Annotated in this window: 16 protein-coding genes; 8 read left to right on the top strand and 8 right to left on the bottom strand. The window is 69.6% G+C overall.

Annotated elements, in window-relative coordinates; translation table 11 throughout:
* The 3 genes from ABEB16_RS06650 to ABEB16_RS06640 all read left to right on the top strand — a co-directional run.
* Positions 1-430, top strand: a 430-nt coding sequence (locus ABEB16_RS06650; protein WP_345711472.1) for a hypothetical protein, incomplete at its 5' end; no start/stop codon positions are given.
* A gap of 23 nt (positions 431-453) precedes the next feature.
* Complete coding sequence (locus ABEB16_RS06645; RefSeq protein ID WP_345711471.1) at positions 454-1167, top strand: ParA family protein; 714 nt, start codon at positions 454-456, stop codon at positions 1165-1167.
* Positions 1168-1388: 221 nt separating this feature from the next.
* Complete coding sequence (locus ABEB16_RS06640) at positions 1389-1688, top strand: hypothetical protein (protein ID WP_345711470.1); 300 nt, start codon at positions 1389-1391, stop codon at positions 1686-1688.
* Between the two features lie 35 nt (positions 1689-1723).
* On the opposite strand, the gene ABEB16_RS06635 is transcribed toward ABEB16_RS06640, so the two are convergent.
* From ABEB16_RS06635 to ABEB16_RS06625, 3 genes are all read right to left on the bottom strand, one after another.
* Positions 1724-1912, bottom strand: a complete 189-nt coding sequence (locus ABEB16_RS06635; RefSeq protein ID WP_345711473.1) for a sigma factor-like helix-turn-helix DNA-binding protein — start codon at positions 1910-1912, stop codon at positions 1724-1726.
* A gap of 79 nt (positions 1913-1991) precedes the next feature.
* The gene (locus tag ABEB16_RS06630; protein WP_345711469.1) at positions 1992-2897 is read right to left on the bottom strand and encodes a replication initiation protein; all 906 of its coding nucleotides are present in this window, start codon (positions 2895-2897) and stop codon (positions 1992-1994) included.
* 283 nt (positions 2898-3180) lie between these two features.
* Entirely contained in the window at positions 3181-3366 is a 186-nt protein-coding gene (locus ABEB16_RS06625; RefSeq protein ID WP_345711468.1) for a hypothetical protein, read from the bottom strand.
* Positions 3367-3551: 185 nt separating this feature from the next.
* Between ABEB16_RS06625 and ABEB16_RS06620 the strand changes: the two genes are divergently transcribed.
* From ABEB16_RS06620 to ABEB16_RS06610, 3 genes are all read left to right on the top strand, one after another.
* A complete protein-coding gene (locus ABEB16_RS06620; protein ID WP_345711467.1) occupies positions 3552-3752 on the top strand; it encodes a hypothetical protein in 201 nt (66 codons plus the stop codon).
* Positions 3753-3763: 11 nt separating this feature from the next.
* Positions 3764-4831, top strand: coding sequence for an AAA family ATPase (locus ABEB16_RS06615; protein WP_345711466.1), 1068 nt, complete (start codon positions 3764-3766; stop codon positions 4829-4831).
* Positions 4832-5284: 453 nt separating this feature from the next.
* The gene (locus ABEB16_RS06610) at positions 5285-5629 is read left to right on the top strand and encodes a hypothetical protein (RefSeq protein WP_345711465.1); all 345 of its coding nucleotides are present in this window, start codon (positions 5285-5287) and stop codon (positions 5627-5629) included.
* A gap of 432 nt (positions 5630-6061) precedes the next feature.
* Here ABEB16_RS06610 and ABEB16_RS06605 read toward each other — a convergent pair whose 3' ends face one another.
* Positions 6062-6847, bottom strand: coding sequence for a hypothetical protein (locus ABEB16_RS06605; protein ID WP_345711464.1), 786 nt, complete (start codon positions 6845-6847; stop codon positions 6062-6064).
* Between the two features lie 64 nt (positions 6848-6911).
* A complete protein-coding gene (locus ABEB16_RS06600; protein ID WP_345711463.1) occupies positions 6912-7565 on the bottom strand; it encodes a hypothetical protein in 654 nt (217 codons plus the stop codon).
* A 577-nt stretch (positions 7566-8142) separates the two neighbouring features.
* On the opposite strand from ABEB16_RS06600, the gene ABEB16_RS06595 reads away from it, so the two are divergent.
* Positions 8143-8463 (top strand): hypothetical protein, encoded by a 321-nt coding sequence (locus tag ABEB16_RS06595; RefSeq protein ID WP_345711462.1) that lies wholly within the window; start codon positions 8143-8145, stop codon positions 8461-8463.
* A gap of 94 nt (positions 8464-8557) precedes the next feature.
* The gene (locus tag ABEB16_RS06590; RefSeq protein WP_345711461.1) at positions 8558-9262 is read left to right on the top strand and encodes a recombinase family protein; all 705 of its coding nucleotides are present in this window, start codon (positions 8558-8560) and stop codon (positions 9260-9262) included.
* Here the strand turns inward: ABEB16_RS06590 and ABEB16_RS06585 are convergent.
* The 3 genes from ABEB16_RS06585 to ABEB16_RS06575 all read right to left on the bottom strand — a co-directional run bounded on the left by ABEB16_RS06585 (position 9244) and on the right by ABEB16_RS06575 (position 11556).
* Positions 9244-9954, bottom strand: a complete 711-nt coding sequence (locus ABEB16_RS06585) for a pentapeptide repeat-containing protein (protein WP_345711460.1) — start codon at positions 9952-9954, stop codon at positions 9244-9246. The genes ABEB16_RS06590 and ABEB16_RS06585 overlap by 19 nt on opposite strands.
* A gap of 174 nt (positions 9955-10128) precedes the next feature.
* Positions 10129-10515 (bottom strand): hypothetical protein, encoded by a 387-nt coding sequence (locus ABEB16_RS06580; protein WP_345711459.1) that lies wholly within the window; start codon positions 10513-10515, stop codon positions 10129-10131.
* Between the two features lie 783 nt (positions 10516-11298).
* On the bottom strand, positions 11299-11556 hold the full coding sequence (locus ABEB16_RS06575) for a hypothetical protein (RefSeq protein ID WP_345711458.1): 258 nt from the start codon (positions 11554-11556) through the stop codon (positions 11299-11301).
* Positions 11557-12285 lie beyond the last annotated feature (729 nt).

Here is a 12285-nt window from a genome sequence, read left to right as displayed (position 1 = left end):
CCTCTGGAAGGACCTGCGCGATCGCTCAGAGGCGGGCGCGGCCTTAGAGGAGATCATCGTCGCCAACATCGAGAAGCTGCGGGCGCGGACGAGGGAGCCGTTCGCTCGGATCCTAAAGCTCATCGCTGGCGGGATCCTGTGTATCGCGGCCGCGATCTTTTGGCTCAGCACTCTCTCCCCAGCCCGCGGCTTCGGGGAGTGGTTCTTCAAGCCTGGCGATGACCCATCCGTTCTTAACTCGCTGGTGACGGCCTGGTTGCTGCTGGGTCTCCTCGTAGCAGCGGGAGGCTGGCTCGTGCAGCGCCAGGAGCGCAAGGGGTGGTGGACTCGCCCAAGGTCTGAGTCTTCTAGCGATCTGTCGCCAGAACCACAGAACGACGGATCCCTACAGGGATCCGACACGCCAGAGCCGGATCCCCGGATCCCCTGAAGTCTGGATCTACTGTTCCCCAGGTGACCAAGATCCTCACCGTCCACTCCCGCAAGGGAGGGGTGGGCAAAACAACGGTGGCGTACGAACTGGCGCACCTGCTGGGTGCGCCGCTGGTGGACTTCGAGTGGGACGAGGGCTCCGCCTCGCGGGTCTGGGGCTACCGGCACGAGGAGCGCACCTCGGTGCCGCTGGTGGAGGCCTTCGAGAAGGACCGCACCCCGCGCCCGCTCAAGGGGCACGGTAAGCCGGACCTGGTGCCGGGCCACCCGCACCTGGTCTACGTCGAGCCGTCCTCCGAGGACGTGGCCGCCGCGCTGAAGCGCTGGACGGGGGAGTGGGACCGGGAGTGGGTCGTGGTGGACACCCACCCCGGCTGGAGCGCCTGGAGCGACGGCGCGTGCGCCGTCTCCGATGTCGTGGTCTCGCCCGTGCCGCTGCGGGTGAAGGAGCTGGAGGCCACCGCCGGCATGGTGGCCGAGCTGGCGGACTACCCCCTGGTCCTGGTGCCGAACATGGTCCCCCGCGTCCCGGACGCCCAGAGCCGGGCGAAGCTGCGCCAGATCGTGGCGGGCACCCCCGTGCGGGTGGGTCCGCCCATCCCGAACGTCGCGGCCGTGGGCCTGCGCCGCAAGCGCATGGCCATGACGGCCGAGCCCCGTCCCGCCAAGGCCCTGCAGCCCGTCGTGGACGCGCTGGCCTCCCTGGCCGACCTCGTGAGGAGCTACCCGAAGTGAGCACCCCCGTGACCGATGGCCTCGACGCTCTCGACGCCAAGGCCGAGCGCGCCAGGCGGACGCCTCCACCGCCTCGCGGTGGCCGCAGGACGCTTCCGCCGGAGAAGCCCGTCCAGGCGGCCCTGAGGGCCGCTCAGGGCGTCCAGGAGCAGGTGGGGGTCCCCGAGGTGCCCGACGGGCAGGGAGAGCTTCCTGGGCTGCCTGAGAGGCCGCAGGAGGCCGTGGTCGAGCAAGCGCCTGCCGTGGTGGCGAGCGCCCCGGCCAAGGTGGACGAGAAGGACCGCAAGCTGGCGGTCTACCTGCCCCCGGAGCTGGACCTCACCCTCGACGCCATCCGCTTCGCTGGTGCCTCCCAGCGCCCGCGCGTGGACGTGAGCAAGTCCGCCGTGGTCCGCCTGGCCCTGGAGCGCCTGCTGGCGCAGGCCAGCCACGAGGAGATCGTGGAGACCATCGCCCAGCGCCTGGCCGAGGCCAGGGCCGGCCGGGACAAGAGCAACCCCGGGGGCCGCCTCAAGGGGTGAGGCGGGCCCCTCCGAGGAGAAGGCCGCCCGTCCGCTCAGACAGCTTGCTGCTGGGCCTTCTTCTCCAGCAGGCGAGCGTCATGGAGCAGCCGCCCCACGGTGCCCGTGGAGCAGCCCATCTCGGCGGCGATCTCTAGGTATGAAAGTCCTTGCGCCCGTAGGGCCACGGCCTGCTCACGCCGTTCGGCGGCTCGCGCTAGGAACTGGTTCCGTGGCTCGGCCATGATCTTCCGCACGGTGCGAGGGGCAATGCCCAGCCGCTCGGCTGTCTCGCGCGCTGTCAGGTTCCGGCGCACCGGGTGCTCAGCTCCCACCAGCCACCTCCAACAGAGCGGCGCGGTCTACAGCCCGCGCCTTGTTCATCTCGATCAGCCGCTCGCGCCCACCCCGCGCAGCCGTCAGCTTCCCCCCGGAGCGACCTCTGCGGGCCTGCTCCTCAGAGAAGGTGCGTCTGATCCTCCGCCATGTCCACTCCGCGATGGACCGGGAGACGTGCCCCACTTCGGCCGCCGAGAGCGGCCCGCGCGTGAAGGCGTCCCCGATAACGGTCTCGTTGTGCTCCCACGCAGCGGCGAACACTGCGCGGCCCCACTCCTCCCGACTGGTGAAGTCCCCACGACGCCGGTAGGACCACCGCCGTGTGTGATCGAAGAGCGCGACGTTGCGGCCCACCGCCGAGGACGTGACGTTGCGTCGGGGGTCACCGGCACTAGGAAGGGCGCCCAGGCCGGCGAGCGCCCCGGCAAGGTCCCGCAGGCCGTAGACCGCCTCCTGTGGTCCCCAGAGGGTGAGGTGCTGCTGGGCGTGGTGAGGGTTCTTTGTGATCCGTCCGCCGTAGTGCACGTCCCCGCCCAGCACGGTGCACAGCCCGTGCTCGATCCGGGCCAGCAGGTTGACCGGGCGGCGACGAGCGGCGTCGGTCAGGCACACCGGGGAGTCCAAGGCGTAGACGATGTGCCCAGCCCGCGTGTGAGGGTTCATGGCGACGTAGGACGGCGTGGGCAGTCCCGCCAGAGCGGCCATCACGTCGGCGTCTGCGCCATCGTGATCGGTGACCACCAGGGAGCGCAGCACCGAGGGGTTGGCCTCCACGTAGGGCAGCGTGAGCGCCCGCTCTCGACTGGTTCGCCGGTAGGCACCGCCCTTCGACTCCCCCGCCAGGGGGGCACGAGGCAGCCAGTGATCCGGCCACACCGTCTCGAAGGTCACCCGGTGACCGTAGAGATCACCACCTCGTTCTTCGGGTAGGCACGCCGAGTCCTAATCCGGTAGTTCGCTCCACGCGGCTCAAGATCGTGCCCCCGAAGGGGGCTCCGCCTCCCCCGCACCCCTGGCCTGACCTGGGATTTCGCCTCCTCCGTACCGCTCTCCACCCCCACCCGGCGGACCTCTGGAAGGCCCGCCCTCCCCGGCGAAGTGCACCACCCTCTGGTGCGTGCGCTCCGGGCCTCGTACTGGGTCCCGGCCAGCACGGAGCGTGACCGGCGTCCCGTTAGAAGCTGCTGCGTCCTGCCCGGTCCGCGATGCGGTTGGCCTGCTCCTGGGCGCGGACCTGCCGCTCTCGGAGACGGTTGGCCTCGCGGAGGTGGCCGCTGATCGACATCCCGACGGCGAAGATCAGCAGCAGTGCGACCTCGATCAGGATGAGGGCGATCTGGATGTGGGTCAGGTCTGGCATGGCGCGCACCCTGGCACGTAGGTGCCCGTACCGTCTCGCCGTCCTGGCAGGCCCGGTGTCCAGAGGTGCCGCCCTGGTCCACCTGGGGGACGGCCTGGTGGACCTCGACAACAACGGCCCCGCTCGCGTCGATGAGAAGGGGGAAGGGCACGTAGAGCGTGCCCCCCGACCCCAGGAGACACCACGTGGACACCCACACCCCCGAGACGGAGGCCTCGGAGCCCTTCATCGGCAGCGCCGCCGTGGCGGCCCTGATCGGCAAGACCCCCCGGTGGGTGGTCATCAACCAGCAGCGCTTGGCGCTGCCCCGGTACCGGCTCGGCGCCCACTGGCGCTACCGCCGGCCCGAAGTTCTGGCCTGGCTCGACGCCCAGGCCGTCCGGTGACGGCCCGTACGGTGGTCCCCCTCCAGTCCCGGGTGCCCGAGGTCGCGGAGGGCGGCGCGGTGGGCCTGATCGGCCACAGCGACTCCGACCCGTGGACGGCGTACACGCTGGCCGAGTTGCTGACGCGGGCCGAGCGCCTGCCCACGTTCGTGGTCCCGAACCTGCTGGCGCGGGGGATGAACCTCTACTCCGGCCAGCCGAAGGCGGGGAAGTCGTGCGTGGCGGTGAATCTCGTCCACGCCGCCGTCACCGGAGACGAGTTCCTCGGCGCGCACCGACTGGTGCGCGAAGACGGCACTGGTGTCTTCCGGCGGGTGCTCGTCCTGAGCACCGAGATCGGCGGCGACCTGGAGTACGGCGAGCGCCTGCGCGACCTCGGCACGCCGCTCGACACCACCGCGCTGCAGGTCCTGAACCTGCACGAGCCGCTGGACCGGGACCGCTGGGCGGTCCTGGCGCACCAGATCCGCGCCGACGCCGAGACGCTGGTGGTGCTCGACAACCTCACGATGGCCGGGGAGGAGGACCTGACCGACGAGAAGTCGGTCCGCACCGTCATGGACGGGCTCGGGCGCATGGTGCGCAGCGGGGCGACCGTGGTCGTCGTCGCGCACGAGTCCGACTGGGGCGGCGCCCAGAAGAGCCGCCCCCTCGGCCACACCGTGATCAGCTCCTCCGTGCGGTGCAAGGTCAGCATCGCCAAGCCGCACCCGGACGACGACGAGAACTTGACCCTCACCAGCAAGGGCAACCGTCAGCGCACCCACGTCACCCGTCTTCGGCGCGGTGCGTGCGAGGCGGAGCTGACCGTGGTCGAGGAGACCGAAGCCGAGGAGCTGGCCGAGCAGCGCACGGCCCGCAAGCGAGCGCGCGACGAGGGCACCAAGGACCGCAACCGCGAGATCGCGGAGGCGGTCGTGCGGGACTGCCAGGGTATGAACCAGTCCCAGGTGGCCGCTCACCTCGCGGAGAAGTTCGCGCTGAAGGTCACCACTGCCGCCACCAACCTCTCCCGTGGCGCGCAGTACGGGGCCCTGCTGGTCCGTGACGGCTCCTCCTGGAGTCTCGGCGCGTCTTGAAGTCTTGAGATGTTGACCCCAAGAGAGACACTCAACCCCGACTGAAGAAGGCCGGGCAGCGAGCCCGGCCGACGGCCACCGGCCCGAGCTGAGCGCCCCCGGCGCTCGGGCCGTTCTCAAGGGGCCGACCGGCCTGGAGGCCGGTCTGGCCCGTCAGCAACGCCAGGCGAAGAAGGACCGCAGGGGCCTGGAGGCCCCGGAGGGCCTAGGTGCAGCAGCACCGCCGCATCGACGGCGGAGCTGACCATCGCGTTGGTGTTGACGCAGGCGGGCCCGCAGGCCCGCTGTCCTTCTCTCGCTTGACCTGGCGCCGACCTCCCGGAGGGAGGCCGCCGACTCCATCGGGCCCGCCGACGCGGGCCACCAACCCACACCCACGGGTGCCGCTGACGCGGACACCCGACTTCGCCATGCCGTCGCAGTGGTGCGACGGCCGACTCCTTGGGGATCGACATGATGAAGAACACCGCGTGGACGCGGCTCACCGCCGCTGTCCAGCGCCTCCTCACCGGGCGTACCGCCCACGAGCAGGCGGCCGAGATGCCGGCCGCCGAGTCGGTGGCCGAGCCCGAGGGCACCAGCTACTTCCTGCGGAGCCGGGAGGAGCGCCGCGCCAGCGGTGCGCTGTGCGCCGCCACGACCGACGACGGCGAGTTGTGCAACGGCCCCACCCTGTGGCTGGCGGGCAAGGTCCGCGCCGCCCACTGCCGCCACCACGCCAGCTGGGAGGAACTGCGCGCCTGGGTCGGGGCCCGCCCCAAGCGGCGTCGTCCGGTCTGCCAGGGCCGGTCGGCGTGAGCGGCCCCACTGGGGCCGGGCGGTCGCTGCGGATCCGCTGCGGTCGGCTCACCCGGCGCGGCACCCGCTGCCGGGGTTGGTGTCTGCGGATCGCCGTCACCACCTGGACCGAGGGCTGCCACGACCACGCCCAGCCCGCCGAACGCCAGGCGTGGGCGGCCGCCCGCGCGACCTCAGTGAGGCCCTGACCGAGACCGCCTCCAGAAGGGCGTCAGTGCCGCCGTGAGGCGCCGGAACGGGCTGGGGGTGCCCGCCTACGGGCGGGCCCCTCCGTCCCTTCCTTGGGGCTCCTGGGGGCTTGTGGCGGGCGTTCCCCGTCGGGACCGATAGAGCTGCCCTGCAGACCTTCTCGTGCCCGTGGAGGGCGCAGCGGAAGCACCGCCAGGTGCGGCGGGGAACAGTCGATCCGGGTCCCCCGGAGGTCGGCTTCCGTCAGCTCAGCAGGTAGGCCTCCGCCTCCTCAAGAGGCGGGAGAAGGCGGCGACCGGCTACCCGCTGGTCGTACATCACCTCGCGGCCCCGCTTCTCCGGGTTGCCCTCGGGTAGGGAGGCGCGAGGTGACCACTCCGCGACGCTGGCGTGGGTCTCCACTGGCTCCCAGCCGTTCGCTGTAGCCACGGACCTCTCCATGGGAACCCATCCGTCCTCGGTGAGGAAGTGCGGCCCGAGGGGCTTCCAGGCCCAGGCCCGCAGCTCGCCCTGGTGGTGGACCAGCAAGCTACGGACCCAGATCAGCCCGGCGAGAGACCGGCCACGCTCATCGGCGTTCCGGTGCTTGTAGTAGTCCTGCGCGTCCTTGTGGCCGAAGAGGCCGGGCTGCTTGGTCCGGGCCTCCTCGCAGGCGAAGAGGTCCTCCAGGACCCGCTTCGTCCAGCGCCAGATCAAGTCCTCATCGGCTTCCCGGTCCGCCGCGCGAAGCTGCTGGAGAGCGTCGTGTAGCGACGCCAGTCGTCGCCGTTCTGCGAGGTTCTCGGGTGAGCGGTCCATGCCGGGGGCTCCCTTCACCGTCGTCGCGTGCCGGTTGCCGCCGGCCACCTGCACCAGGTCTACCGCTACGCCACAGAGCTGGCAGCGACGCAGCAGCGTCCGTGGAGCCCGCTCCTTCTCGGTGGCCAACTGTCGGGCGTCTTCCACCTCACCCGGCCAGAACAGATGCTCGTGGCGCGGGTCGTCGGGGTTCGGCACGTCGGGCACGCCGACCAGCGTGCCGAGCGGCACCGACAGGTGTTGTCGAGAGCCGCTCCGGCCCTCACCTCACCGCTGGGCGAGGGCCGGAGCCGCATCAGCCTCTCTTGACGGTGATCTGCTGGAGCATCTCCACGCCTTGAGGGCGAGGGATGCTGCTGTGGTCTTCCATCGCGCGCTCCGCGAACCGCTTGAGCACGGCCGTCGCCTCGGCATCGGCAAGCCACAGTTCCAAGGCGAAGGTGCGTTCCTGGTCCTGCGGCGGAGGAGCTCCCAGGAACAGCGCGGGAGCCAAGAACGCCCCATCACGGATGACCGCTGGCTCGCGCATCGGGTGCCACTCCGACTCCCCGCTCGCTCGGGTGGCGACCCACAACGTGGAGTCGTCCGGTACGGGGCCGCTGATGCTGCCGCTGGTCGAGTACTTGGTGGGGTAGTCCTTGATCGTCTCGTCGTTGTCCGGGTACTCGAAGGAGCCGGTCACCACCGGGTCCTCGTCGTTGCCGACGAGGGTCACGAGCCAGCTTCTGATGCTGTCCCCGACTCCCGTTCCCAGCTCCGTCAGGACCCCTCCGGCGAAGATCGCCGCACCTCCGGTCAGAAGGGTCCTCCGGTTCAGCCCTTGCTGGACTTGGTTCCCCTCGTCGTCGCCCCCGGTGTTCCGGTCGCCACCGTGTTCGGCGCCGCGAACGTCGATCTTCTTTGCCCCGTTGTGGGACTTCTTCTGGGTTGTGCTTGCGTTGAACGACATGCGCCACCACCTCGTTCTCCAGACGCGATCAGTGAGGTCGCGTCTTGCCGCCCTGGGTACTGCACAGGCGCACCAAGGCCTTCAGCGGCACCGTTGCCGCTCTGTGTGCCACCACGGGTCTCCAAGCTCCTGCCCGCTCAGGAGCCCGTCCCTCGTTGTGGTGGCGTTCCTCCCCTTCTCCCCGTCCGCCCGTCGGTCCTGCCTGGGTGGGTCCCATGCGCCGCCTGTGTCCGAGCAACGGTGATCATGGACGGGCGGTTCCAGATCTTGGCTGGTTAGTCGTGACGCGGGACCGAAGGTGGTGCGACGCGAGGAGCGCCCCGGGTGCCGGGAAAAAATCTTGGTCGAGACAGTAGGGGTGGGTGGGGGTCTGCGGTTTAACAACCTCGGGGTCAAACTCCACGGAGAGCTACCAGTTGGTGGCGATCGGTGAGGGGCGGTGCCCGCCCGCTGCCGGCGGCCGGCGCTGTTCCGGCAGTGCCAGCGGCTCGGCAGGGCCTGGTCGGGGATGCCCCTGTGGTGCTGGCCGCTGAGGATGCGGTCCCCGCGTCCGAGGCGCTGACTACCGTCCCCGGCCATGAGCCACGACGACGGCGAGCGTGACCCGCTGGACGCCCTGCTGGAGCTGGACGGTGAGGAGGAGCTGCTGCTCACCTCCGAGGACCTCACCGACGAGCAGCGGGCGTGGGCGCCCGCGAACCTGCGCGAGGCCATGCAGCAGTGGCCCTTCTCCTGGCGGTGTGAGGCGTACGACGGCGCGCTGCAGTTCAGTGGCGAGCCCCCGGAGGGAGAGGGGTGGGACTGGCGCTCGGTGGCGGCGGCGGTACGCGCCTATCCCGGCGCCCGGGTGGAGCTGCGCAACCCCGGGTGGTTGTCCGTCTACCTGCCCGAGGCGTAGCGGTGCGCCAGTACCCCGCCGTCCTCGCCCATCTCAACACGCCGTGGCGATCAGTTTCGGCACTAAACGGTCGTTTAGTGCCAGGATGGGCGCCGTGACTCCCGACTTCGCCCACCACCCGCCGCGCGTCATCGGCTACCTGCGCGTCTCCACCGAGGAGCAGGCCAACTCCGGCGCGGGCCTGGCGGCCCAGCGCGCCGCCCTTGAGGCCGAGGCCGACCGCCGGGGCTGGGAGGTGGAGTTCCTGGAGGACGCCGGGGTCTCGGCCAAGGACATGAAGCGTCCCGCGCTCACCGAGGCCCTGGCGCGTCTGGACGCGCACAAGGCCGACGTGCTCATGGTCACCAAGGTGGACCGGCTCTCCCGCAGCCTGGGCGACTTCACCCGGGTGCTGGAGCGGGCCGAGCGCCGCAGGTGGTCGGTGGTCTGCCTGGACTTGGGTGTTGACACCTCCTCCCCCACCGGGGAGCTGCTGGCCAACATCGTCGCCTCCACCGCCCAGTACGAGCGCCGCCTGATCGGGCAGCGCACCAAGGACGCCCTGGCCGCCAAGAAGGCCGCAGGCGTCCGCCTCGGCCGACCCCAGACCTTGCCCGCCGAGGTCGTCCAGCGCGTCGTCACCGAGCGCGACGCCGGCCGCTCCTGGCAGGCCATCGCAGACGGCCTCACCGCCGACGCGCTGCCCACCGCCCGAGGCGGGGCCGCCTGGACCTTCTCCTCCACCCGCGCCGTCTACAACTCCCAGGCCGCAAATGGCCTCCGCGTGGCGCCGGATTTATCTCAGGGGGAGCTTTGTTGAGACAAAGGCCCCCGGCCGGGAAACCATTGGGCGCAGTTGGAGTCGTTGGGAGGTTTAAAACCGTGGGGCCATGACGTGTTTGAGTTAAAGCAAGCTCCTTCTATTAGCGCACCGGTCAGATCTGCGCCGGCCATATTCGCGTTCCTTAGATCTGTGAGATGCAGGTCCGCGCCGGAGAGGTTCGCCTCCTCCAGGTGCGCAAAGTTCAGGTTTGCAATGCTCAAATTTGCCCCGGATAGGTCCGCGCCGGAGAGGTTCGATTGATGTAAGTCCGCACCGAACAGGTCCAATCCGGCAAGGTTCACATCGGCGAGATTGGAGTCGGCGAGGATTGCAGTACTCAACTTAGCATCTGCCAAGTTCGTTTCGCGAAGGTTTGCGCCGGTCAAGTTCGTCTCGCGCAGGTCTGCGCCGGTCAAGTTCGCGCCGAGCAAATCGGCACAAGAGCCGACGCTGGTTGGCTCAGCGCAGCTGAGATCGAGTCCTGCCAGGCTCGCTTCGGTGAGGTTTAATCCTCGAAATGGCTTGGCCGCGTCGCGTTGTCCTGATCGCTCACGCACGAAGCGCACGTTCTCCAGGACCTCTTGCTGCTCGGCTCGCTGCTCTTCGACCTGCTCCTGGCGCTGCGCCAGCCTGGAGTCGGACCACACAGTGGCCGGAAAGATCACGAAGCCGGCCACTACGCCGCTCACCACGCCGATGGTGAGCTGGTCACGGTGGCGTGACCACCAGCCCGGCGAGGGAGGTGTCGGCACAGGTGCGGGCGGGGACGCGGGCGTTGGTGCAGGGGCCGGCTGGGTCACTCGTTGAGTGTGGCGAGGCAATCCCTGCGCGCGTAGTACTCGGGTGAGGATCGATGCCGCTCCTCACGTCTCTCGCCGCGGTGGCGGTCCATCGCGCTCGATGCGCTCGGCCAGCTCCTCCACCTCGGCGGTGGTGATGCGGTGCCCGTCACGGCCGTAGACGGCCTCGGTGTCCAAGTCGATGTCCCCGCCGTCGCGGAAGGCGAACGGTGCGCGGTGGTGCGCGAGGGTGAACACCTCGACGGCGGCCTCCGGCTGGCTGCCGGGGTAGACCCGCCCGCCCTGCAGCGAGGCCAGCAGCGTGGCGCCGTGCTCCACGCACGCCATCAGGCTGCCCCCGGCCGCATCGACCACCCGCACCGCATCCGGCGCCCCTCGGCACGGGCTGGAGTCCTCGACGTGCGCAGCAGCGCACCGATCCCCCGGCTGCAGGTCCCGCCGATCGGCCATGTCCGCATCCTCCCCTGTCCGCCCCCCGCCGGTCGTGGCCCTGTAACGCCCCAGACGGGTACGTCGATGTGATCACCGAGTCCGGGGGGCTCGCGCCGAAGTCCGGGGGGACCACGGGCGCGAGAACGGGCTCGCGCAGGGGGAACGTCGTGTCGCGTCTGGTGGCGAGGGCTGCCACCGGACGCCGCACGCGGCTCCATAGCCGCCATCACCCGCCGCTCGGCACTGATCGACCCGCTACACCCAGCACCGGCGTAGGCCGGTGTTCCTCAGCTGCCCCTGCTGGGCCTCGTCCCTCCGCTCGCCCGTCACCGCCGCTCTCAGGGCGCCCAGTGGGGCAAGTGATGATTTAAAACCCCTGCGCACCAAGAATCAATTGATTTAACTTCCAGAAATGGCGACTTAAGTCTCCCCATGCCCTCCCACGGCTCTGATTCTCGCTATTTTGAGCTACCCTCACAGGGTCGAAAAAGGGCATCTCTGGCCATTGACCCCGCTCCCTGGAGGTCGTCATGCTGAGTACATGAGCGAGGCCCAGAAGGGGCATCGACGCCTGAGAGAAGGGTTGCGAGATGGGAAAAAAAGAATTGTCAAAATGTGACTGCGGGAACAGGTCGAGGGGTCAATGGAAGGGAAATGTTAGCTTAACCCTTTCAGTTGTTGGATTCCTTGCAAAACTCTTCGGAGTCGACATTACTGATTTGTTCTGATCGAAAACAGAAGGTAGCCCCGCTCGGATTTCCGGGCGGGGCATTTCTGTTAGTGTGGAGTTCTGTATTTAGGTCAGCTGCCTGCCGCGTCCGACATCGGACCCGGGTCCAGGCCCACGGCCTGGGCGTAGGCCGCCGCCGTGAGGTGCAGCTGGCGCTGGTGCTCGGGGTCGCGGGCCAGTTCCATCGCCCGCTCCCAGTCCTCAGTCACGGTGGGAGTCCCCAGCGTGCGGGCCGCCGCCCGGTAGACGGCGGCCCGGATAGCCTCCTGGAGATCCCCCACCTCCCGTGCGAGGTCCAGTACGTCGTCCAGGTCCAGGTCGGTCTGCATGGCCACCACGGTGACCGAGATCGGCCGGCCGCGTCTGCGGCCGTCCACAGCCCCCGCCACTCGTTCGGGCGGTAGAGGCTCAAGCCACTCGCGCCGTTACTAAGAGAGGCGGAGCGGCGAGGGTGAGCTGAGGTAACGCGTGATCCACTACTGCATCAAGGCGGCGATCATGGCTGGGATCGGTGCTGCCGTCGGGCCGCTTGACCGGGCATCGGTACGTGTTCACCCCCTGAGGCAGGCGCGACCTGAAGCTCATTGGGTGGCCCCGCGACAGCAAGAGCCCCCGCCTCCGCCGCACCCGGCATGGACTCCTCCGCCCTCGGAGGGGATCGTGGCTGGCCCTCCCGCGCCTGGCTATGAAGTCGTTGGAGACGTAAGGACCGGTTGGGACCTGCGCCGTCAGCGCACCCTGTCCCACCTGGCGACCTTCTCTGAGCGGCACCATGCGGTCAACGAGTCCTGGCGCCTCGTGGCTTGCGAGGACTGAGGCTCCATCCCAGCCGGGCATGGGAGGCGTCCTGTGCGGGGAGCTCTCAAGCAGGATGCGCTCATGGATCAGTGGGTGACGCCCCTGGTGGCGCTGGTCGGGGCGGTGGTTGGCGCCCTGGCGCTGCTGAACACAGCTCTGGAGCAGCGGAGCCTGCGAGCGCGACTACGCAAGGACGTGGACCTCTGGAAGGACCTGCGCGATCGCTCAGAGGCGGGCGCGGCCTTAGAGGAGATCATCGT

The sequence above is a fragment of the Kineococcus glutinatus genome, assembly GCF_039542765.1.
Taxonomy (GTDB): Bacteria; Actinomycetota; Actinomycetes; order Actinomycetales; family Kineococcaceae; genus Kineococcus_A; species Kineococcus_A glutinatus.
Note: the sequence above shows the minus strand (reverse complement) of the source record. Positions and strands in the feature narration are given on the sequence as shown.

Bases quoted from the DNA above. Each gene is read 5' to 3' on its own strand.
- ABEB16_RS06635 (WP_345711473.1), bottom strand. From the start codon at position 1,912: ATGGCCGAGCCACGGAACCAGTTCCTAGCGCGAGCCGCCGAACGGCGT.
- ABEB16_RS06625 (WP_345711468.1), bottom strand. From the start codon at position 3,366: ATGCCAGACCTGACCCACATCCAGATCGCCCTCATCCTGATCGAGGTC.
- ABEB16_RS06610 (WP_345711465.1), top strand. From the start codon at position 5,285: ATGATGAAGAACACCGCGTGGACGCGGCTCACCGCCGCTGTCCAGCGC.
- ABEB16_RS06600 (WP_345711463.1), bottom strand. From the start codon at position 7,565: ATGTCGTTCAACGCAAGCACAACCCAGAAGAAGTCCCACAACGGGGCA.
- ABEB16_RS06595 (WP_345711462.1), top strand. From the start codon at position 8,143: ATGAGCCACGACGACGGCGAGCGTGACCCGCTGGACGCCCTGCTGGAG.
- ABEB16_RS06580 (WP_345711459.1), bottom strand. From the start codon at position 10,515: ATGGCCGATCGGCGGGACCTGCAGCCGGGGGATCGGTGCGCTGCTGCG.
- ABEB16_RS06575 (WP_345711458.1), bottom strand. From the start codon at position 11,556: ATGCAGACCGACCTGGACCTGGACGACGTACTGGACCTCGCACGGGAG.